The sequence below is a fragment of the Paraburkholderia sp. GAS448 genome, from assembly GCF_050435685.1.
Classification (GTDB): Bacteria; Pseudomonadota; Gammaproteobacteria; order Burkholderiales; family Burkholderiaceae; genus Paraburkholderia.
In genome coordinates, this window is record NZ_JBNDKT010000054.1 from 1 (window position 1) to 21,798 (window position 21,798).

Here is a 21,798-nt window from a genome sequence, read left to right on the forward strand (position 1 = left end):
CTCTTCATCATCGTGAGTCTGTTCCGTGAGCTGCCTTCTATAACGTCCTCAGCTACGCCAGCGATGACCACCGAGCTGAATAAATCAGCGTTTCCTTAGAACGTCCGCGCTTTCGGCGGAACCGGGTCGACGGTCAGCGGCTTCATATGCACCGGCTTGTAGTCGAGGCGGTCGCCAACGCTAAACCACAGCGTGTGGCGCAGCCAGTCTTTATCGTCCCGTTCCTTGTAGTCGCCCGGTGCATGAGCGCCGCGGCTTTCCTTTCGCGCTTGCGCCGATACCATCGTGGCGCGCGCTACTTCGATCAGGTTCGCCAGTTCCAGCGCTTCGACGCGCGCGGTGTTGAACACCTTTGACTTGTCCTTCAGGTGGACGTGTCCTACGCGTTCCTTCAGTTGCGCCAGCATCTTGACGCCTTCGTCCATCAATTTTTGCGTGCGGAATACGCCCGCATGCTTTTGCATCGTCGAACGGATGTCGCCCGCGATCGCTTGCGTGTATTCGCCCGACGAGGACTCTTCGAGCCTGTCAAGACGCGACAGCGCGAAATCGGCGGCGTCAGGGGGCAGTAGCTTGTGCTCCCTGATTTCCTTCACGTGCCTGATGATGTGGTTGCCGGCCGCGCGGCCGAACACCACCAGGTCGAGCAGCGAGTTCGTGCCCAGGCGATTCGCGCCGTGCACCGACACGCATGAGCATTCGCCCACGGCGTAGAACCCGTTGACCGGCTCTTCGTGACCCTTCGATGTGCCGACAACCTGGCCGTGGATGTTCGTGGGGATGCCGCCCATCTGGTAGTGGATGGTCGGCACGACCGGGATCGGCTCCTTGATGGGGTCGACATTCGCAAACCTTATCGCGATCTCGCGGATCGACGGCAGACGCTTCATGATCGTCTCGGCGCCGATGTGCGACAGGTCCAGCAGAATGTGGTCCTTGTTTGGGCCCACGCCGCGGCCTTCATTGATCTCCTGGCCCATCGAACGCGAGACGAAGTCACGCGGCGCGAGGTCCTTCAGCGTCGGTGCGTAGCGTTCCATGAAGCGATCGCCGTTCGCGTTGCGCAAGACGCCGCCTTCACCGCGCACGCCCTCGGTAATCAGCACGCCCGCGCCGGCCACGCCGGTCGGGTGGAATTGCCAGAATTCCATGTCTTGCAAGGCGAATCCGGCACGCGCTGCCATGCCGAGGCCGTCACCGGTGTTGATGAACGCGTTAGTCGTAGCGGCGAAAATACGTCCTGCCCCACCCGTTGCAAACAACGTGCACTTGCCTTCGAGAATGTAGACGTCGCCGGTTTCCATTTCCAGCGCGGTCACGCCGAGCACGTCGCCGTCGGCGTCGCGGATCAGGTCCAGCGCCATCCATTCGACGAAGAATTGCGTCCTGGCGGCAACGTTTTGCTGATACAGCGTATGCAGCAGCGCGTGGCCGGTACGGTCAGCCGCCGCGCAGGCGCGTTGCACCGGTTTTTCGCCGTAGTTCGCGGTATGGCCGCCGAACGGACGTTGATAGATCGTGCCGTCCGCATTGCGGTCGAACGGCATGCCCATGTGTTCCAGTTCATAGACGGCGTTCGGCGCTTCGCGGCACATGAACTCGATCGCGTCCTGATCGCCGAGCCAGTCCGAGCCCTTGATGGTGTCGTAAAAGTGATAGTGCCAGTTGTCCTCGCTCATGTTGCCGAGCGACGCGCCTATGCCGCCTTGCGCCGCCACCGTATGCGAGCGCGTGGGGAACACCTTCGAGAGCACGCACACCGAAAGACCTGCGCGTGCAAGTTGGAGCGAAGCACGCAGCCCCGATCCGCCTGCGCCGACGATGACCACGTCAAAGCGGCGACGCGGCAGAGAATTCTTGATCGCAACCATGCTTTACTCTCTCCAGAGAATCTGCGCAGCGTAGCCCGCGCACGCGAGCAGCCAGACGATCGTCAGCGCTTCGAGAAAAAGACGCTCGCCGACGGGCTTCACGTAGTCCATCCAGATGTCGCGTACACCAACCCACGCGTGATAGAAGAGCGAGACCAACGCGACGAATGTCACGAGCTTCATCCACTGCGTGGCGAAGATCGACGCCCAGCCTTGATAGGAGAAATCGTGCGCGCCGAAGAACCAGGCGAGCAGAATGATCGTGTAAACCGCCATGATGGTGGCGGTCACGCGTTGCGCAAGCCAGTCGCGCGAGCCGTAATGTGCACCGACGACGAGACGTTTCGGGCCGATATGATTACTTTCCGCCATTTTTAGAACGCTCCGAATAGTTTGAGCGCGAAAGCGATCGTGAGGATGAGCGACACAACAAGAACGACCATCGCCGTACTTCTGCCGCTTTGCTTCGTCACCGCCTTGTGATTCGTATCCATCACAAGGTAGCGGATGCCCGCGCAGAAGTGATGGAGGAAAGCCCATGCGAGCACGAGCGCGATGATCTTGACGATGATGTTGGAAAGGAACGCCTTGAACACCCCGAAGCTCGTTTCAGAGGTGAGGCTCTGCTCGAAGAGGTATAGCAGGAACGGCAAAAAGACAAACAACAACACACCGCTGACACGATGCAAGATCGATGTGCGCCCTGCAAGAGGTAGGCGATACACGAACAGAATCTGCCCCAATCCGATATTTTTGAATTCCCGCCTGGGCTTCGTCAGGATTTCAGCCATAGTAGACTCCTTATCTAATGCATCGGTGATTAAGGTTCGCTGCAACATCAACTGACCCTTAAGGTCACGTTAACCGGTGCTAATCGCGAAGCAACGAGCACATCAATGGGCCTCATTCGTCGCAGCGCGCGGTTCGCGATGCGCGGCGTCAAATCGCAGTTGTGCATCGCAAGCGTCCACAGACACAACATATAACGTTGTGCTCGGCAGGGAAATTGAATATTCATGTAATCCGAGGCACGTTCAGGTGCCTGGTCCCGTTGCTCAACAAGCGTCGAGCGCCAATAGCCTCGCTGGGCTTATTCCATATTCATGTGATAGCCGTCCTGTTCCCCGCCAACTATTATCAAGAACATGGCACAACGAAACGTTCAACCTGTGGAGATGTGAAATGGCAACGATAGCTGCCGACTACATGGTAGGTGCACTAGTAAATGCCGGAGTTAAGCGTGTGTTCGGCGTGGTGGGGGATTCGCTTAATGGATTCACGGACTCCCTGCGCCGCGATGGTTCGATTGAATGGGTTCACATGCGGCATGAGGAAAGCGCGGCTTTCGCCGCTGGCGCCGAGGCTCATCTCACGGGGCAACTCGCAGTCTGCTGTGGGAGCTGCGGTCCGGGGAATCTGCACCTTATCAACGGCTTGTTCGACTGCCATCGGAGCGGTGTTCCTGTTCTCGCTATCGCCGCGCATATCCCAAGTACGGAAATCGGCACCGACTATTTTCAGGCTACCCACCCCGAAGTGCTGTTCAAGGAATGTAGTCACTACGTCGAACTCGTTCACAGTCCCGACCAGCTACCGCAAATTTTGGGCCGCGCCATCCGGACGGCAGTTGCGCGTAAAGGCGTCGCTGTTGTCGTCGTACCTGGAAATGTGGCGCTCGGGCCTCTCACAACACCTGTGCCGAACTGGAGCGCGCCTGCCGCTCCTGTGATTCGCCCATCGAACGACGAAGTCTCGGAGCTCGCGCATCTGTTGAACCGGTCGTCGCGAGTGACGTTGCTTTGTGGGGCGGGTTGCAAGGATTCCCACGCGGAAGTCGTAGAACTCGCCCGCAAGCTGCAAGCGCCAATCGTGCACTCGCTGCGAGGAAAGGAGTACATCGAATACGATAACCCGTTCGATGTGGGAATGACGGGCCTTGTCGGGTTCGCCTCCGGTTATACCGTGATGAAGAGTTGCGACATGCTCCTGATGCTGGGTACCGACTTCCCTTATCGACAGTTCTACCCGGAGGGGGTGACCATCGCACAAGTCGATACAAGAGCCGAAGCGCTCGGCAATCGATGCCTGATAGAGCTCGGCGTATTGGGAACAATCAAGGATACGCTCAATGAACTTCTTCCAATGATTCGGGAGAAAGCGGACAGCAGCTTCCTGAATCGCGCGCTCGACGACTATCGCAAGGCTCGCAAGAGTCTGGATGCGCTAGCGGAGCCCGAAGCGGGCAGCAGCACCATCCATCCGCAGTACGTAACCCGGCTCGTCAGCGAACTCGCGGACGAGGACGCCATCTTCTCCTGCGACGTCGGCACCCCCGTCGCGTGGGCAGCCAGATATCTGAAGATGAACGGCAAACGACGACTGATTGGTTCGTTCAATCACGGCTCGATGGCCAACTCGCTGTTGCACTCGATTGGCGCGCAGGCTGCTTTCAGGGACCGACAGGTGATTTCGATGTCAGGTGACGGCGGCTTCGCCATGATGATGGGTGAATTCCTCACGCTGATTCAGACAGGTTTGCCGGTCAAAGTGGTCGTGCTCAACAATGGAACGCTGGGCTTCGTGGAAATGGAGATGAAAGCCACCGGGTTCCTTGCTACGGGATGTGACCTGAAAAATCCGAACTTCGCCGCGATGGCCAATGCGATCGGAATCAAAGGCGTGCGCGTCGAGCACCCTGCGGAGCTGGAAGGAGCCCTACGTGAAGCATTCGCCCATCCGGGTCCGGCTCTCGTCGACGTAGTGAGCGCACGCCAGGAGCTCGTGATGCCTCCTGCGACCACCGCCGACCAAACTTACCACTTTGGGCTGTTTATGCTTCGTGCCGTCATGGACGGTCGAGGCCAGCAGCTCATTGACCTCGCAAAGGTCAATCTGTTCCGGTAGCGCGGTGCATCTCCGCCGCGCGTTGGCCCGTACCCGGTCGATCGGCAACTCAGTGTAAATCGAGCCATGTCCAGCAAGGTCGTAAGCACTGCAAATATTCCATCAGTCCGCGAGCCCATACACATTGGTTTCGTCATCGCCTGGCTTTTCTGTGTCGCGTTCTACTTCATGCAGTACATGCTGCGTTCCGCGCCGGGCGTGATGGTGCCCGAGTTGAGTGCGGCGTTCGCCCGCGATGCGCTGGGCGTGGGCACGCTCGTCGGCCTGTACTACTACAGCTATGCGCTGTTCTCGATCGTTTGCGGTGCGTTGCTCGATCGGCTCGGCGGCAAGGCCGTCATCGTTCTCGTTGCCGTCGGGGCGGCGCTGTTCGGTCTGGGCAGCGTGGAGGCCGCGCAGATCGGCCGCCTGTTGCAAGGCGCGGGTTCGGCGTGTGGGTTCATCGGTGCAGTGTATCTCGCCGCGCACGGCTTTCCTCCGCGTTCTCTCGCGACGGCGGTAGGGTTCACTCAATGCTTCGGCATGCTGGGCGGCTCCGCGGGTCAGTTCGCCGTTGCGCCGCTCATTCACGGCCTCATCACGTGGCAGCAGTTCTGGTGGCTGTCCGGCCTCGTCATCCTTTTGATCGCCGCGCTGGTGCTCATCGCGACGCCGGCAGTCCATGAAGACAGCCCAACCAGCCAGGGCTCGTGGGTGAAGATGTTCGCGCCGTACAAGGAAGTGCTGTCGAATCCGCAATCGTATCTTTGCGGTTTCTGCGCCGGCCTGCTGTTCTTGCCGACTACGGTCGGCGATATGATCTGGGGCATTCCGTTCCTGCGCAACGGTCTCGACGTCGGCTATGCGCAGGCTGTCAATCGCGCGAGCATGGTGCCGCTCGGCTGGGTGATCGGCTGCCCGCTGTCAGGCTACCTGTCTGACCGCCTGGGCCGCCGCAAGCCGGTGTTCATCGCCGGCGCGCTGCTGATGCTTGCGTCGGGCGCAGGCATTTTCTATCTGCCGCCCGGTGTGGCGCCGCCTTACGTACTCGGCCTGCTGCTCGGCATCGGCTCCGGTGCGGCAATGCTGCCCTACACGGTGATCAAGGAAGTCAATCCGGACAACGTGAAAGGCAGCGCCAGCGGCGCGATCAATTTCCTGGTGTTCGCCTTCAGCGCGTTGCTCACGCCCGTGTACGGCAAGCTGCTCGCCCACCTCGCGAACGGCGGCGCAATGAACCTGCCGGTGTTCCGCGCAGCCGGCTCGTGGCTGCTCGGTGGCATCGTGCTCGCAATGGTGCTTGCGATGTTCATGCGCGAGACCGGAGCGCGCGGACGCGCGAATTCCAGCTTTATGTAATAGGCAGCGCTCAACAAGCTTCCTATCATTAACAGCAAGGTCCGCGAATCGGCCTTCCGCTGCGAGAAACCAGCAATCACGGTATCGTCCAGGCAATCATGCCGTGACGATGATGGTTACGATGCCAGGAGCGATGCAATGCCCGAATCGATACATTCCGACCGGCCTTGGACGTACATTACTTCCCTGCTTTCAGGGGAGGTGCGGCCCCTTCCAGTTCATCAAACGCGCAGCGCCGTGTACAGCCCGGCATCGCGTCAACGTACCAAAGTCACCGTCCTTGAGCGCCAAGGGTCCTCGAGTGTTGTGATCTCCTGGTGCGATTCGACAGCCTGTTGCTATTGGGAGCAGATATGGCGGCGCTGCCGCGCGCGCAAGCGCGGCTTTTGCGCACTCACAGGAACCGCGATTGTCGCCGGCGACGACGTCTTCCGTCCGAAGCTGGTGTGCCCAGCTCCCCTGAACATTCATGCCATGATTCTCGCGTCCGTGATGGATACCATGCCGCTTGGTGAACTTGTCTGAAACCTGAAAAGATTCGATGACAGCTTCGCCAACGGAAAAACGAAGAGGTTAACAGAGCGCGATTTGGGCGAACGGTCCCTTCGGCTCATTTTCCAGGCGCATCAATAGTTCGAGGGCGCGAACGAAGCCACATTCGCGTGCGAGGAAACTCGTCAATACATCACCTTTCCGAAACCGCTCCCCTAACCACCGTCGGAAGGCTGAAGCTAAACGTCACGCCACGGACCTCATTGCGCACGACCCAGATACGCCCGGCGTGTGCTTCGACAATCGACCGGCAAATCGCCAGCCCCATGCCCATGCCCGTTTCCTTTGTGGTGGTAAAGGGCTCGAATATCGTCTCCAGATTCGCCAGCCCGGCGCCCTCATCCTGAACGTCGACCACCACGTTGTCCCCGTCGCACCTGGAGCGGATCAATAGCGACTTCTTACGCTCCATCGTCACCGACAACGCCTCGATAGCGTTACGCACAAGGTTGACGATCACCTGCTGAATCTGCACTGCGTCGGCTCTGATCATCGGCACGTCCTGGGCCAGCTGAGTCTCGAGCGAGATCACGTTCTCGTGAATGTCGTCAGCCATCAGCGTGCAGACCTGAAGTATCAGCTCATTGATGTCAAGTTCGACCTTTGCAGGAGCCGTGCGCTTGAACAGCGCGCGAATACGGCTTATTACGTCCGCCGTGGCATATCCGTCACGGACGATGGCTTCGGCGCTGAGTCGGGCCTGGTCGATGTCGGGCGGCGTTGCAGCGAGCCAGCGGCGGCACGCCTGCCCATGGGCTACAACGGCCTGCAGCGGTTGATTAATTTCGTGGGCGATGGACGCAGACAGCTCGGCTACAGTCGCCATCCGTGACGCCTGCGCAAGCTTTTCCCGCGCATGCCGCAGCGCGTCTTCCGCTCGCGTGCGCTCGATGAATTGCCCGACCTGGGAGCCGACAGAGGTCATCATCTGCACGAGCTCGGGATCGGCGTCGCGGACCTCGCGGCTGAAGAATTCGATCACGCCCAGTACGCCGCCCTTAAGCGTGATCGGGAACGCGAAGGCCGCGCGGAGCCCTTCCTTCGCGGCCCATACTGCCCGCTGGAACTCCCGATCGAGCGCCATGTCGGCAATCCATGCAGGTGCGCCGCTCTTCCATACTCGCCCGGGGAGCCCCATGCCGAAGCCGGCCGTCCCGGACACCAACCCGGAGCCGGCCCGCGCGAAGGTGGCCGACGGCCATGTTTGCACGCGCACCAGCAGGCCCACTTCAGGATCGACGCGCCAGAATGCGCCACGATCCCACTCGAGTGCCTCACACATTTCGCTCAGGATGCGCTGTGCCGCCTCTTCGAGCGAGCCCGCTTCCGACAGCGTCCGCGTGACGCTGAATTGCGCGAGCAGCCGCTGCTCGCGGCGTCTGCGCTCGGTGATGTCGCTGACTTGCCCGATGCCGAAAAGGCGTCCACCGCGGTCGAACACCCGTACGCGCACTTCGACGGGAAAGAGGCTTCCGTCTTTTCGCATGTGGCGGCTATTGAACGTCGCGCTTCCGTCTTCGCGCAGTCGCTGCTTGACCCACTGGATCTTTTCGGTCGTGATGTCGGGGTCGATCTGACGGGCGCGCATGCCGATGAGCTCTTCGCGCGTATAACCCAGCGCCTCGCACGCCTGACGGTTCACGTCGCGCACGATGCCTTCCTCATCGAACAGGAAAATGGCATCCGTCGCGTGGTCGACCAGGGTTCGGAAGCGTTCCTCGCTCGTGCGCAGCGCCTCCTCGCTCGCGAGCAGGTCGCGGTGCGCGAGCGCGCTCGTCAACGCATCTTCCAGGCGTCTGCCAATCTCCTCGAAGAGCCGCCGCTCCACGGTGGTCCAGGAGCGCAAATGCGAGCACTGATGCAGCCCGAACAGGTACGGCCTGTCGCCCCTGGGGCGAACCGCGATCGCGATCGTCGACAGGATGTTGAACCGCTCGCGAATCTCCGGCGGGATGCCTGGATCCGCCACCGCCCCTGGCGCGTGCAGCAAGTCGCGCAGCGATTCCGCCGCCGCGGCGTCCACCGGCAGCTCCTGGCCGAGCGCGAAGGCGCCCGGATAGTCCGGATGCGTATGCTCCATCACCGCGTGACACGTCGGCGCATCGGGATCGCAGGGATATACCAGCCAGGCCCGATCGCAATTGAAGATCGCCAGCGCCTCCTCGAGCACGCCGCGCGTCAGGCCCTCGACCTCGTTCGTTCGCTGCATCGCGCGGTTGATGCGGTCCATGCACTCGAGAAACCATAGATGTTCCTCGCGCTCCTCCTGTGCACGCTTCTGCTCCGTGACATCGATCACGGTGCCGATGTACTCGATCACCTGGCCCGAGCGGTCCAGAATCGGATGCGCGAGGCAATGGACGGTTCTCACCCGGGTACCGAAGTGTACGAGCCGGTACTCGGCTTCCCAGTCGGAACCTTCGCGCACCGCCTTCCTCAGGCTCTCCACGACCCGGATGCGGTCATCCGGAAAAAGCTCATCCACTAACTCCTCGAACGAAGGCAGGCCCTTCGCAGGGTCATGGCCCATGACGCGATAACACTCGTCCGACCAATACAGAATCGCATTTGAAAAAGGGTTCCATGCCCAGCTTCCGGTGTGACTGACCTTCTGCGCCTCCGCGAGGTACTGGCGGCTGCGCCACAGTTCTGCCTCTGCGCGCTTGCGCTCTGTCATGTCGACGACGAAGGCCACACCGCGCTCGCATATCTCGTCGAAAGCGGCCACGCCGATCAGCACCGGCACCCGGCTGCCATCTTTGTGGAAATATTCCTTTTCATAGGGTGGCAGGCTGCCGGTCCGCCTGAACTGCTGCAAGTTTTGTTCTCGCTGGCTGTCGAGCCATTCGGGAGGCGTCAAGTCGGTCCACCGCAAGCGACCCGAGACGAGATCCTCGCGCTCGTATCCGACCATGCGAAGAAACGCGTCATTGGCCTCGAAAATCTGACCATCCTCGTCCCAAAACAAAATTCCGATGATGTTGGCGTCGACGAGGCGCCGGATCTGCGCTTCCCGTTTCTGGAGGTCGCGGTACAGACGGCTGTTTTCGAGCGAAATCGCCGCCTGGGAGGCAATCACCTTCAGGACAGAAATCCTGCCGGGCGTGAAAACACCTGGAGCAAACCTGTTTTCCAGGTACAGCAGCGCAACCAGCGCACCCTGCTTCATCAACGGCAGGCAGAGTACCGACCGGACGCCCTGCGCGCCGATGTACCGATCCGTGGAATGCGGACTCGAGACTAATGTATCGTCGAGAATCACGATCTCCCGGGTACGTGCGGCATAACGGACCACTTCCAAGGGAAGCTCGTCCGCGGTAATGGGCGTCTCGCGCAGGATGACCGAAACCGAGCTGCCGCCCGTCTTCGCTTCCGCCTGGATCAGGAATTCGCCGTCACGCGGCAGAATCAGCAGCCCACGGTCCGCCCCGGCATGCTCGATGGCCGTACGCAACAGCGATTCGATGAGCCTTTCCGGGACGATCTCGCCCGACACCGCCTGCGACACCTTGATCACAGTGGCCAGATCCAGATCTTCAACCGGCGCGTCGATCATGCCCGTTGAGCCCGGAGCACGATCGTCCTGCCTCAACGCGGGATAGAGCTGATCGAGTTGTCGCACCTTCCCAAAGGCTCCCCACCGCAGCCAGGCACGCCGTGCGTTTCCCAGGTAGAGGTGCGCAAACTCCTCAAGACCGCGCGCAGCGTAGCAGCGGGCAGCCAGTTCGTAGGACAGGGCCTCATTTTGAACGAAGCCATTCGAACGCGCAGCACGAATGGCTCGCTCGTACAGATCCATTGCCTCGGGCAGGCGCCCCTCGATGCGCGCAATCTCCGCGCCGACCAACGCCGCACGATCTTCGAAGTTCTGGGGGCAGTTTTCCGCCCATGCCCGAAGTTGTCGTTCGTGTGCCGACAGCGCCTCCCGATGCTTCGCATACGGATCGGGGCCCACGGGTTCGCAGCAGGCGGCACGGGTGAGAGCGGCGTAGAGATGGTAATCCGCCCTCTCCAACAGCTTGACCGAAAGCGCCGCTGAGGTCGAAAACCATTTTTCCGCCTTTTCCGCGGCATCGATAGCCGATGCGTAGTCGCCAGCGAAGAAGCGTGCCTGCAGCTTTCGGATCCAGTAGAAACATTCGGGCAAGGCCAGAGCCGGGTGACCGGTGAGGCGCGCTTCGAACGAGCGCTCCATGAACGAGCCATCGTCGAGCGAGCCGAATTTCGCGGTCTCGCCGCTGAGAGTCCGAACGAGCGCGAGCGAGGAAGCGATCATGTCGACGGCGAACTCGAACCGCACCGAGCGCGCGAACTCCAAACCGTGCACCGCTTCACGTGCAACCTGATCGAGCGGATCGCCTGAGGCCAGCAGAATGGTACTGATATTGCCGCAGGCGTATGCAGCAAACGACGGGTCGCCCTGCTCGTTCGCGATCTGAAAGCCACGTCGGGCCGGATCGATACCCTCCCGAAGCGGTCGTGTCCAAGGTACCACGAGCGAGAAGACCGAATAGGTCTTTCCTCCCACGCGCTTCAATCCGCGGCGTTCGGTCAGATCGCACGCCATCTCTCCAAGTCGATAACCTGCGTCGTAATGGCCGAAGCGGTCGCCGGCGATAATCCCGACCGCGACATAATGCGCAGGTGAGGCGTCGCTGTTGCCACGCTCGAGGCTGAGATTCACCGCCCTGCAGACGGTGAGCGCGTACAGATTCTCGTCGGTGTATAACGTCGGGGGTCCAAGGGCGGTGAGCACGTCGAGCGTCGCGCGAGACTCAGGATCCTCCATCAGCGGCAGGTCGATGAGCGCGTCGATTGGCCGACTTCCGACCTGTGACCAGATCCGCTCGTACTCGCGACGCGCTTCCAGCTGGGCGGGATGGGCTGCCCAATCGATGCCCGCCTGCCGCAGGTATTCCAGACCCGCCGCGACCGCGCGGTCGCTAGCCCCGAGCATCGTGTAAAGATCCACGCGCCGGCTCGCGACCGCCGCTCGTTGGACCGTATCGGCAGCGCGGGTAGCAAGCGCCTCGAGACGTCCGTCCACGGACGGCAGTGCCCGCGTCCAGAGCTCGCAGTCGGCCCTATGCAGTTCCAGGGCGAAGGCAAGCTCCTGCCGGCGCGCCCACGCATCCTCCCGCAGCAGCGCCGCGCCGGTGCTGAAATACGTCAGCGCAGAGGCATAGGCGGATGAGGCCTTCGCGCGCTTGCCGGCGATCAGGTTCAGCTCGGCGAGCTTCTCGCGTTCGTCCTGTGACGTAATGAGGTGTGCGCCGCGATTGAGCTGGTTGACGATCTCGAAGATCATCTCCGGCAGCTTTTCCGGCGGGATGCAGGCAGCCAGCACCCCGCCTATCCGGAGATGGGTCTGCGCACGCGCCTCCTCCGGGATCAAGGAGTACGCCGCCTCCTGAACCCGGTCGTGCACGAAGCGGCAGGAATGCTCCGTGCAAGCAATGAGGCCTGCATGAATGGCTTCCCAAAGCCCGTCATGGAGATCGTCTCCCGAGCGCGGGGAAACGGTCTCCAGCAGGGCGAGCTCGGCACTGTTCCCCATGCACGCAAGCAGCTGCAGGTCTTGCTGCGTCTCGGCGGACAGGCGGGTCAGCTTGCCAACCATGAGCTCCACCACATTGTCGGTATAACCCTTCGTGTGTATGCGATCGAGGTCCCAGGACCAGCACGCCGCATCATGATCGAACGTAAGCATTCCCTCTTCTGTCAGCGAAGAAATGAACTGAATGGCGAAGAACGGATTTCCGGCGGTTTTGTCATGCACCAGCCGCGCGAGCGGCGCGACCCGCTCCGGCTTGCAACGAAGGGTGTCCGCCATCAACCGTTCGAGATGCTCCCGGGCAAGCGGCGCGAGCGTGATCTCCGCCACCTTGCCGCCGGCGGCCTTGATGGTATTGAGCTTGTGCATCAGCAGATGCGTGGAATCGACTTCGTTGTCGCGATAGGCGCCGATCAGCATGAGGTTCTGCGGACGGGACCGGGTCAACAGGTCCTCTATCAGGTCGAGCGTCGCCTCATCTAGCCATTGCAAATCGTCGAGGAATAGCACCAGCGGATGTTCCGGCCTGGCGAAAACTTCAATGAACCGGCGGAACATGAGCTGAAACCGCTGCTGCGCGTCTTGTGGCGGCAGCTCGGGCACTGGCGCTGGCTGTCCGATGATGTGCACCACTTCAGGAACGAGGTCCACGGCGAGTCCCGCATTCGGGCCCAGAGCTTCCCGAAGTGCGTCGCGCCAGCCCATCAACTCTGCTTCGCTTTTCCCGAGCAGCGGCCGGATCAAACTCTGAAAGGCCTGTGCCAGAGTGGAATAGGGAATGTCGCGTTTGTACTGGTCGAACTTGCCGGAGGCGAAAAGCCAGCGCGACGGCACCAGCGCCTGGTGCAGTTCATTGACGACGGAGGACTTGCCAATGCCGGAATACCCGGAGACCAGCACCAGCTCTGGCGCGCCCCTTTCGACGACGCGCCTGAAGGCGCCAAGCAATGTCTCGACCTCGTGCGACCGCCCGTACAATTTCTCGGGAATCGTCAGTTGGTCCGGCGTGTCGCGCTCGCCAAGCGGGAATTCGCCGATGCGTCGCCCGGTTTCCCAAAGCGCCAGGCAGCGTCGCAGGTCCGCTTCAACGCCTGCCGCGGTTTGATAGCGGTCCTCCGCGGCCTTGGCGAGCAGCTTCATCACAATCGCGGAAAGGACCGGCGCCAGGTGGGCCACGCGCTCGTGCGGCGGCACCGCCTCTCTCGCGATGTGGCAGTGCACCCATTCCATCGGATCGACAGCGGTGAATGGCAGACTTCCCGTGAGCATCTGGTAGAGCGTCACGCCGAACGCGTAGAGATCGCTGCGGGAGTCGACCGAACGATTCATCCGCCCGGTCTGCTCCGGCGCCATGTAGGCGAGCGTACCGGCGATAGACTCGGGCGGTTCGGGCCGTTGACGCTCTCGCGTAAGCCGCGACGCGAGGCCAAAACCCGTGAGCCTGACTTCACCACTATCGGGATTCACCAGGATGTTGGCCGGCTTGACGTCCTTGTGCACGAGCCCGCTCTGGTGGACTTTGGCGAGCGACGACGCGATGCCAATAGCGAGGCGCAGGAAGGTCCCAGAGTCCATCGGGGCATCGAGGAGGCCGTCGAGGGGCTTGTAGCCGGAATCTTCGGGAACAAGGACTGTTCGGTCCCGCGCGCGAAGCCACGGAGCGCGATCCACATCGAGTTCGATCTGGTTCATGGAATGCCGGTCCGTTCTGATGCTTGCCCGGGTCGTAAGCGGCCAGCCTGCGACGGTGTCAGGAGCGACGCCTTTCGCGTACTCCGCGAAAATGCTGGAAAGCCGCGCGAGGCTGGCTGGCTAGCGTTGATCAAGCGCCTATGATCGACTGATTACGACTGTCGAAACACTATCAGAGAATACAAGATATGAGTCGTCCGGGGTAAATCCATCTCGGTTAGCAAAGACGGCCAGGGTTGTCGGAAAGTGGTGATTGCCGAGTTGCGGCAAGTCCTGCCCCAGCGTCTGCCGGGTGCAGGAATGGCAACCGTTGGGAAGGGGCACGGCCACCGTCAAAGGATCATTTTCCACGGCAAATGGGTAAATTTACAACCCAACATTGGGTGGTGCCATTACATATTCATGTAATGCACAACGCGGTTGCCCGTGCTTCCGTCCGACGAATCCGACGCCTATAATTTTTTGTGGGCACCGCCACGTGAGAGGGACATTCTGCGAGATTATTGTGGACCGTCTGTGCCGGTGTTAAGAGAGGCTTTCGCCTAACCACAGGGGGGTCCATGGAATCCGCAAGTTCGATGGCAGACGCTAACGCTAATTCTTTGTTGGACTCGACGAGCCGGAGAAAATAATGATCCCGCCTCCGGTTCGGACCGTTGCCGTGATTGACGATGATCGACGCGTTCTGGCAGCTCTTGCGAACCTGCTTGCCTCCGGCGGGTATGGAGTTCGGGTCTACGAATCTCCACTGGATTTTTTTGCCGACGGCTACGCGGGTTTCGTATGCGTTATCACCGACCTGGGAATGCGGCCCATCGACGGCATACAAGTGCTCGAGAGAGTGGTTCATCCTGACGCAGCAACGCCCGTCATCATTATCACAGGCAAACCGGGCGAGCATACAGAAGACTACTATCTGCAGAGAGGCGCATTAGGCTTCTTCAAAAAGCCTGTCGATGGAGACGCGTTGCTGGACCTGCTCGATAGTATCGCCTGAACGTATCGGGGACCAAAGTTCGCCCGTGGGGTTGGGCATGTGGCCTAGTCTGGACCCACAAGACCGAGGTCCCGCGCACGTGAAACGGCGTGAGCTCGCTTATCGACGCATAGTTTCATGAAGATGTTCTTCACATGGGATTTGACGGTTTCAGCTCCAATCCCGAGCGTTTTCGCGATTTCCTTGTTCGACTGTCCTCGGGCAATCAAGTCGACGATCTCGCACTCCCTTGAGCTTAGCGATCCGCGCTCAGTGTCGCGCTGACGGTACCCGCCGGGCTGATAAAGTATCCGCCAGCCATCGAGCAGATGATTGATGTAGGGGATCAGCTCGTTCGTTTGCGCCGTGTGCTGCGCGTCTTCGCATACAGCATGCAGCAGTTCTCCGATTTCCGGACCCACGTCGAGAATGGATTGATACACGCCTGCGGGCGCGGCGACCTTCAGGACTTCGCGAAAGACCTCGATCGCACGGTTGCGTTCGTTCGCCGCCAGCCAGACCAGCGCGAGCATGGTTCGCAAACGTATCGCCAGAAAATCTTCATGTCGTCGTTCGGCGCTCTGCAGCGCGGCGCCCAGCACCACGGTGGCCTCTTCGGTCCGATGCTGGGCCGCGGCAACAGCGGCCACCCCGATTGCACGGTAGTTCTCGATCTCGAGCGAGATGGAATGTGAAGGATGGGAATTGAAGCGTGCCACCTGATCGAGTTGCGCAACGCACGCAGCAGCCTCGATCATCCTGCCTTCCGCAAGATATAGCCGTATGCGCTCGGCAAGGGCGGCGGCGGTCAGCCGTTCCCATTGACGTGCGCGACCCAACGCCTGCGCCCGATCGAGCAACGCGTACGCCTGCCTCACGTCCGAACGCGCGGCTGCGATCCGGATGAGGAGGTGATAGGCAATCAACACGCTATCGAGCAAGACCGCAACGTCAATAACTGGCATCAACCCGGCAACCAGCGTTTCAGCCTCGTCCAGTCGGCCTTGTTCGTACCAGATCTGTCCGATCATCGGTGCGCACAGCGCTACCGAAATCGAATCGGGACCGGCATGGCGTTCGGCCAGTCGCATCGATTCCGTGAAATGCCGTTCGGCAAGCCCAAAGTGCAACTGTTGCATCTGCGCATGTCCCAGCAGGCACAGCCGGTAGACCGAAGAATACAGGTTGCGCTGGTCTTCTTCGATTGAATAGGACATCCACGGCGTTGCGTAAAGAGCTTCGAGGTTGCCGGCCTTCCAATGCGCGAGGCGCACGACGTTGGATGCCACATTGGTTGTCCAGATATCGGCGGACCCCCGCTTGAGGCATGGCTCGGCGAGAGCGAGCCCCCGCTCAGGATCGTCCCTCAGTGCCGCGACGACCGAGCGGATCGCCTGGCATTCTCGCCGGACGTCCACGCGTTCGGCGCTAGCGTGGGACGGGATATCATGTTCGACCGTATCCAGCATTGCGAGCGCCTCGTCGAAACGCATGGCGAGCGCCATGCCCCAGGCGATCGCCAGCGTAATCTTCACCTGTGCGCCGGCCAGGCCCGCGGGAAACCGGCGCTGCATATCGAGCAGCGTGAGCAGATCGCCTTTCTTGACCAGCGCCATCGCGCACCGGTCCATAAGACGAATCGCGTTATCTGTGTTGCCCGCGGCGATCGCATGTTTGACTGCCTCAGTCCACAACTCCTGCCCGCCATACCACTCGCATGCGCGGCAATGCAATTCCACCACCTCATCGGCGTGCTGTACCTCGAGCTTCGCCCGCAGGTACTCGCCCATCAGATGGTGATGGCGGAACCATTGCCCGTCGCAGTCGAGCGCTTGCAACAGCAACTGACCCTCGGCGATTTCGTTCAGCATGCGTTGGCTCGTGCGCAGGCCCGTTACCGCCTCGCAGAGCGGCGCGCTCAACCGATCGAGTATCGACGTGCGCAGCATGAACTCGACCATTTCCGTGGGCAACCGCTCGAAAATCTGTTCGATATAGGCGGCAAACGGGCGCGACGTACCTGACGGCGCATGACGCTCCTGAGCCGGTTGGCATTCCTTGCGCGACACCACGGACATCGAGATGCGCAACGCCGCAGCCCAACCCGCTGTGCTCGCAAAAAGCGCCTCGATGTGGGAAGCGTTCAGCATGCCGGGCAATGCCTGTTCGATGAAGTGCCTCGTTTCGTCGAAGTCGAAACGTAACGCCGACGCATCGATTTCCAGCAGGTCGGCTCCTGCTCTCAGCCTCGCGATCGGCAGCGGTGGATCTGTGCGACTGCAGAGGACCACATGCACATGTTGCGGCGCCTTTTCGATAAAGAACGACATCGCGTCGTGTACGGCTGGATCGCTGACCAGGTGATAGTCGTCCAGAAACAGGACGACCTCGTCGTCGACGTCGACAAGCTCGTTGATTATCGTGGAAACGACGGCGTGTGAAGGGACGAAAGCGGCGTCGGCAGTCAGGCTGATCGCCGCAGCGCCGACATTGCCGCAGGCATGCCGCAACGCATGCGCCAGATAATTGAGGAAGCGCGCGGGTTCGTCGTCCTCTGCGTCGAGCGACAGCCACGCCACCTGTGCACCGTTCGCGCGCAGCCGGGCGAACCAGGCGAGCGCCAGCGAGGTTTTGCCGAATCCGGCGGGCGCCTTGATCACGGTGAGACGTTTGCCCTCGGCGCGCTCAGCCAGACCGACGAGCCGCGGACGATCGATCAGATCCACCGGCAGGCGCGGCGGAACGACCTTTGTTGCAAGGAAAAGGTGCGGCCCGCTCGCGGGCGTTTCTACAACCACACGCATTTTTACTCACACGCTGTTATTGGGGGTGCCCGTGCTTGCCGCCATCACCCATCGATTGAAGCGCATCCCCCTTATTGGGGGATAGTGGGACGCTCACCAGTAAGGGGGATGGTGGGCCGCCTCGCGCCAGGAGACCATACGGGCACCGGATTGAGATCAGCGTCCCTGAACCACGGGCAGCGCGCTTGTCGATCCTTGCCGGGCCGCTCACTGGCGCTTCGCCGGGACGGCTCCTTGTTCGCCACATGATACGCCGCATCGAATTCCATTGCAGGGTATCGAGCGGGAACGGGTCGGTGCGCAGCCGTAGAAGTCGCCGCGCCGGCGCTCCTTGTTAATCGAAATCGTGCGCCCGTTACTGATAGATATATATTCGTGTTAGCCAAAGTTCCAAGAATCAGCAATTACCTGCGGGAAAAAACCGTGTCAATCGCAGCCGATCTGACGCTTGTCGTCGAACGCACGCTTGCGATACTGACGCAGGTCGACGGATACAGGTTGCTCGCACCGGCAGCGAAACAGGACGTTCACGAATCCGTTGCGGTGTCAGCCAGGGTATGGTTCGAAACGCTGTTGTCGGGCGAACCCCCATCGGCACAGGACATGGACGTCTTTCGGGAAATCAGCCAAAGACATGAGCATCAACGCGTGCCGCTGCAGAGTCTCCTTCAGTCGTTGCGCCTGGGGTTGCGAGAAACCTGGAGCACATACATCGCACTGGGGGAGTTGGACGAGCGTATCGCCAAGGAACTTCTGGTCGACGTCTCGCTGTATCTGCTGGACTACTTCGATCTCATTGCGCAGGTCACTGTCCGGGCCTATCTGTCTGAGCAATATAGGCAGCCGCGATGGGCGGAACTGGCCATCGCAATCGAGGAAGGCGCGCGCCGATCCGAAAGCGTGCGACACCATCTAATCGCGCTGCTCGATCGCCTGGCGGAAGAGCCGCACCTGCTGTCAAGGCTCGAACTCGGGCATGCTCGAGAGCAACGTGGTACTGACGCGGCTGGTGCGCAAGTGATGAAGTTCTTCGGCCTCGATGTCGATATCGACGACGGCGAAGAACTGTCGAAGGCCTTGCGCGATGCGCAGGCGAGGCTCGCGCAGGCGTCGAGGCTCGCGGCTGTCGCCGAACTGTCCGCCTCCATCGCCCACGAAATCAACCAGCCGCTCCAGGCCGTCGTGGCGCATGGGCGCGCATGCGTGCGATGGCTCGCGGCAACGCCGCCCAGGATTGACGAAGCCAAACACTCGGCCGAGCAGGTGATCCGCGACGCGAATGCCGCAGCTGACGTGGTAAGCCGCATTCGGGCGCTCTTCAGGCACACGGCTCCCCAAAAGGTCGATCTCGATATCAATAAGCTGATTCTTCAGGTATGCACGCTGATGGCCGACGACATCCAGCGCAACGCGGTTTCGCTCGAGACAATATTGTGCGAAGACGTGTCGAAGATCAGCGCCGACGCGGTTCAGATTCAGCAAGTGATCGTGAACCTCGTGCGCAACGCAATCGAAGCGTTAGCGACAACGGAGGAACGACCGAGGCTGCTGGTGATCCGCTCGCGTCGCGATGCGTACAATGTGGTGGTCGACGTGGTTGATCACGGTCCAGGGCAACTGGACTTTGAGAAGATCTTCGAGCCGTTTTTCACCACGAAGAAAACGGGGATGGGCATTGGACTGGCAATCTGCCGATCCATCATCGAAGCGCACGCTGGTCGGATTGGGGCCGTGCGCAATGTGTCCCGCGGGGTAACCTTCAGCTTCAGCCTTCCGATAGAGAGGTCGAGCACAACAGCACATTGACAGAGGCGGCCCAGCCCGATGTGAGGGGCAGCGCCAGCGGCGCGATCAATTTCCTTGTGTTCGCGTTTAGCGTCGTTGCATCCTCCGCCTTCTTGCGAAGAACGCGTGCCCTGGCGAGGGACGCATCGACCGCGCGGTAAGTCAGATCTCTTTCGAACTGGTTGCACGATGCCAGATCCTTGCAGAGGTTGCGTAACAGATTAATAGCAACGCGAATCCAGCGTATCTGACGGGTGACATGTCAACGAACCATCCCGCGACGAGCAGTACCCACGCTGTCGCTGTGCCCATGATCGGCGCGGTGCGGCGCGTTTGCAACGCCCTTTGCACGCCAACGGTGAGGGACAGGATCAAGGTCAGCGTCGCGAACGTCAGCCAGAGCGGATTGACGGTCTCTACGGCAAACCAGCTCGCATTGACAAGCCCCGCATACGTGGTCCAGCAGATGGCGCACTTCGGCGCGGCGATCTGCAACACGATGCCGGACACCTCAACGACCGCTCTGGCGCCTCTGGGAGAGCGCACCGTGCGGGAGCAGGCGCATGCTTCAGAAGCCGGCGCCTTCCCCCGGCTAACCGCTGCTGGCGTCACTGCCGGCGTGTCAGCTTGCTTGATTGTCAACGGCAGAGGGACCCGATTCACTCTTCTTCCCATTAATGACGCCGAGGTAGCGGGCGAGTGCGCCCACCTGATCAGCGGGAATAGGTGCGCCGAACGCACCGCGCATCTTCATGATCTCGATTTTCCATTCGTCTACAGTCATTGCGGGCTGCCGTAAAACCATGCCCGTGGAATGACACATCACACAGTTGGCGTTGGCAATTTCCGAACCCTCACCGGGTGGGAACATCGCCGCGCCTGAGGGCAGCGTGATGCTGACCGCAGTGAAATAGACTGGAGGAACCAGTTCGGCCTGTCGCCTCGCCTGCCCGGCAATTGATTCCGGCAGGTAGTGGCTGCCCACCACTGCAGCGACCGCGCCTAACAGAACAGGCGCCGCCCAGACAGTCGCAATTCGGTTTAGCTTCGCATTCATCGTTTAGCCTTGCGTGTTAGACCACGTCGATGTCAACGGACTCGATGACATTGCGCATGAACCCCGCCCCGTTCCAGTTCGGGCTGTTCGGCTGAACCTGGCCAGTAGTATCGATCGCGCGCACCATGAGCGCCTGCCTGCCCGGCTGTGGAAAGCTGACCACCGTTTGCCACTGGCGGAAGCTGTACCTGCCATAGTCCTGACCCAGGTTCGCATCGGTCCAGGTTTGCCCCTGATTAGCGGAAAACTGGACCTGCTTCAGTGCGTTCAAGCCGCCGAACGCGATGCCTCGCACCAGCATCGGCTGCCCGGAGCGCACCGTGGCGCCGGAGCGCACATTGGTAAAGAACGAGCGCGGCAGCATGGTGTTAATTGGCACCTGCTTAAAGCCTGTCTCACCCGGATGAACATTTGCAAAATGGTTATCCGGAACGAGATAGGCCTTTGCGGTCCAGAAGTTGTCGTCAGGTTTTTCGAGCACCTCAATGTCGTGCAACATTTTGATCCAGTACGTTGCGTACCATCCGGGCACAACCAGCCGCAGCGGGTAGCCGTTCAGCAGCGGCAACGCCTCGCCGTTCATCGCATAGGCCACCATCACTTCGCCGTCAAGCGCATGATCGATCGCCAGCGATTTCATGAATTTTGGCGTCTGCGGAATCACTCCGGTTTCGAGGCCGTTAAACCGCACCTGGACAGCGTTCGCACCCACGCCGGCGTGTTCAAGCAGGTCCTTCAGTCGCACACCCGTCCAGCGTGCATTGCCCATCGCGCCATTGGCCCATTGTCCACCTGGCACCCGAGGACTGAAGAACCCCCGCGAATTGCCGGAACACTGGTTGACCGCCACAATCTCGAAGCGCGGGAACTTTCTCACGAGATCATTCAGCGTCAGGCTGACTGCACTGTTGACGTGCCCGCGGATGTCGAGCCGGAACGTTGCGGGATCCACCGCAGTCGGGATGCTCGCAAGGTGCCACCGAACATAGAAGCGGCTGTTCGGCGTGAAAACGCCCTGGTCAAAGACGTCGAATGGCGTTTCCATCAGCGGCGGTCGTGTTCTTTGCAGAATGACGCCCGATTTCTGTGGAAAGGCGGACGTCAGGGTGCGCTCGCCGTTCTCGAACGGCAACTCAATGCTGCTGCTTTCAGCCCCCTTCGCTGTGAGGGAACCACCAAACGCGGCGACTCCCAACGCGCCGAGACTGCCGAGAAGCCTGCGCCGCTGCGCGAAGATGTCACGTTCATGCTTCTTCATAGGTATC

Annotated in this window: 13 protein-coding genes; 5 read left to right on the forward strand and 8 right to left on the reverse strand. The window is 60.8% G+C overall.

Annotated features, from left to right (window positions below; translation table 11 throughout):
• Window positions 1-95: 95 nt before the first annotated feature.
• From sdhA to sdhC, 3 genes are read right to left on the reverse strand one after another with little or no spacing between them, the layout of a single operon-like run.
• Window positions 96-1,871: a succinate dehydrogenase flavoprotein subunit gene (gene sdhA / locus P3T23_RS42855; protein WP_429322111.1), complete on the reverse strand. Its 1,776-nt coding sequence runs from the start codon at window positions 1,869-1,871 to the stop codon at window positions 96-98.
• A 3-nt stretch (window positions 1,872-1,874) separates the two neighbouring features.
• Window positions 1,875-2,243, reverse strand: a complete 369-nt coding sequence (gene sdhD / locus P3T23_RS42860; RefSeq protein WP_429322112.1) for a succinate dehydrogenase, hydrophobic membrane anchor protein — start codon at window positions 2,241-2,243, stop codon at window positions 1,875-1,877.
• Window positions 2,244-2,245: 2 nt separating this feature from the next.
• Window positions 2,246-2,662, reverse strand: a complete 417-nt coding sequence (gene sdhC, locus P3T23_RS42865; protein WP_429322135.1) for a succinate dehydrogenase, cytochrome b556 subunit — start codon at window positions 2,660-2,662, stop codon at window positions 2,246-2,248.
• A gap of 391 nt (window positions 2,663-3,053) precedes the next feature.
• Here sdhC and poxB point away from each other — a divergent pair, with 391 nt between their 5' ends.
• From poxB to P3T23_RS42880, 3 genes are all read left to right on the forward strand, one after another.
• Window positions 3,054-4,775, forward strand: a complete 1,722-nt coding sequence (gene poxB, locus P3T23_RS42870) for a ubiquinone-dependent pyruvate dehydrogenase (protein ID WP_429322113.1) — start codon at window positions 3,054-3,056, stop codon at window positions 4,773-4,775.
• A gap of 66 nt (window positions 4,776-4,841) precedes the next feature.
• On the forward strand, window positions 4,842-6,113 hold the full coding sequence (locus P3T23_RS42875; RefSeq protein ID WP_429322114.1) for an MFS transporter: 1,272 nt from the start codon (window positions 4,842-4,844) through the stop codon (window positions 6,111-6,113).
• A gap of 138 nt (window positions 6,114-6,251) precedes the next feature.
• Window positions 6,252-6,638, forward strand: a complete 387-nt coding sequence (locus P3T23_RS42880; RefSeq protein WP_429322115.1) for a DUF3331 domain-containing protein — start codon at window positions 6,252-6,254, stop codon at window positions 6,636-6,638.
• Between the two features lie 160 nt (window positions 6,639-6,798).
• Here P3T23_RS42880 and P3T23_RS42885 read toward each other — a convergent pair whose 3' ends face one another.
• Window positions 6,799-13,911 carry a PAS domain S-box protein gene (locus P3T23_RS42885; protein ID WP_429322116.1) on the reverse strand — a complete coding sequence of 2,371 codons (7,113 nt, stop codon included), beginning with the start codon at window positions 13,909-13,911 and terminating at the stop codon, window positions 6,799-6,801.
• A gap of 631 nt (window positions 13,912-14,542) precedes the next feature.
• Between P3T23_RS42885 and P3T23_RS42890 the strand changes: the two genes are divergently transcribed.
• A complete protein-coding gene (locus P3T23_RS42890) occupies window positions 14,543-14,908 on the forward strand; it encodes a response regulator (protein ID WP_429322117.1) in 366 nt (121 codons plus the stop codon).
• Between the two features lie 44 nt (window positions 14,909-14,952).
• Here P3T23_RS42890 and P3T23_RS42895 read toward each other — a convergent pair whose 3' ends face one another.
• Window positions 14,953-17,691 carry a LuxR C-terminal-related transcriptional regulator gene (locus P3T23_RS42895; protein ID WP_429322118.1) on the reverse strand — a complete coding sequence of 913 codons (2,739 nt, stop codon included), beginning with the start codon at window positions 17,689-17,691 and terminating at the stop codon, window positions 14,953-14,955.
• Window positions 17,692-18,114: 423 nt separating this feature from the next.
• Here P3T23_RS42895 and P3T23_RS42900 point away from each other — a divergent pair, with 423 nt between their 5' ends.
• A complete protein-coding gene (locus P3T23_RS42900; protein ID WP_429322119.1) occupies window positions 18,115-19,497 on the forward strand; it encodes a sensor histidine kinase in 1,383 nt (460 codons plus the stop codon).
• A 141-nt stretch (window positions 19,498-19,638) separates the two neighbouring features.
• On the opposite strand, the gene P3T23_RS42905 is transcribed toward P3T23_RS42900, so the two are convergent.
• The 3 genes from P3T23_RS42905 to P3T23_RS42915 form a co-directional block, all read right to left on the reverse strand.
• Entirely contained in the window at window positions 19,639-19,974 is a 336-nt protein-coding gene (locus P3T23_RS42905) for a hypothetical protein (protein WP_429322120.1), read from the reverse strand.
• Between the two features lie 124 nt (window positions 19,975-20,098).
• Window positions 20,099-20,533 (reverse strand): c-type cytochrome, encoded by a 435-nt coding sequence (locus P3T23_RS42910; RefSeq protein WP_429322121.1) that lies wholly within the window; start codon window positions 20,531-20,533, stop codon window positions 20,099-20,101.
• A gap of 16 nt (window positions 20,534-20,549) precedes the next feature.
• On the reverse strand, window positions 20,550-21,791 hold the full coding sequence (locus tag P3T23_RS42915) for a molybdopterin-dependent oxidoreductase (RefSeq protein ID WP_429322122.1): 1,242 nt from the start codon (window positions 21,789-21,791) through the stop codon (window positions 20,550-20,552).
• Window positions 21,792-21,798: the final 7 nt, after the last annotated feature.

Bases quoted from the DNA above. Each gene is read 5' to 3' on its own strand.
- P3T23_RS42885 (WP_429322116.1), bottom strand. From the start codon at position 13,911: ATGAACCAGATCGAACTCGATGTGGATCGCGCTCCGTGGCTTCGCGCG.
- P3T23_RS42890 (WP_429322117.1), top strand. From the start codon at position 14,543: ATGATCCCGCCTCCGGTTCGGACCGTTGCCGTGATTGACGATGATCGA.
- P3T23_RS42915 (WP_429322122.1), bottom strand. From the start codon at position 21,791: ATGAAGAAGCATGAACGTGACATCTTCGCGCAGCGGCGCAGGCTTCTC.
- sdhC (WP_429322135.1), bottom strand. From the start codon at position 2,662: ATGGCTGAAATCCTGACGAAGCCCAGGCGGGAATTCAAAAATATCGGA.
- sdhD (WP_429322112.1), bottom strand. From the start codon at position 2,243: ATGGCGGAAAGTAATCATATCGGCCCGAAACGTCTCGTCGTCGGTGCA.
- poxB (WP_429322113.1), top strand. From the start codon at position 3,054: ATGGCAACGATAGCTGCCGACTACATGGTAGGTGCACTAGTAAATGCC.
- P3T23_RS42880 (WP_429322115.1), top strand. From the start codon at position 6,252: ATGCCCGAATCGATACATTCCGACCGGCCTTGGACGTACATTACTTCC.
- P3T23_RS42895 (WP_429322118.1), bottom strand. From the start codon at position 17,691: ATGCGTGTGGTTGTAGAAACGCCCGCGAGCGGGCCGCACCTTTTCCTT.
- sdhA (WP_429322111.1), bottom strand. From the start codon at position 1,871: ATGGTTGCGATCAAGAATTCTCTGCCGCGTCGCCGCTTTGACGTGGTC.
- P3T23_RS42875 (WP_429322114.1), top strand. From the start codon at position 4,842: ATGTCCAGCAAGGTCGTAAGCACTGCAAATATTCCATCAGTCCGCGAG.
- P3T23_RS42910 (WP_429322121.1), bottom strand. From the start codon at position 20,533: ATGAATGCGAAGCTAAACCGAATTGCGACTGTCTGGGCGGCGCCTGTT.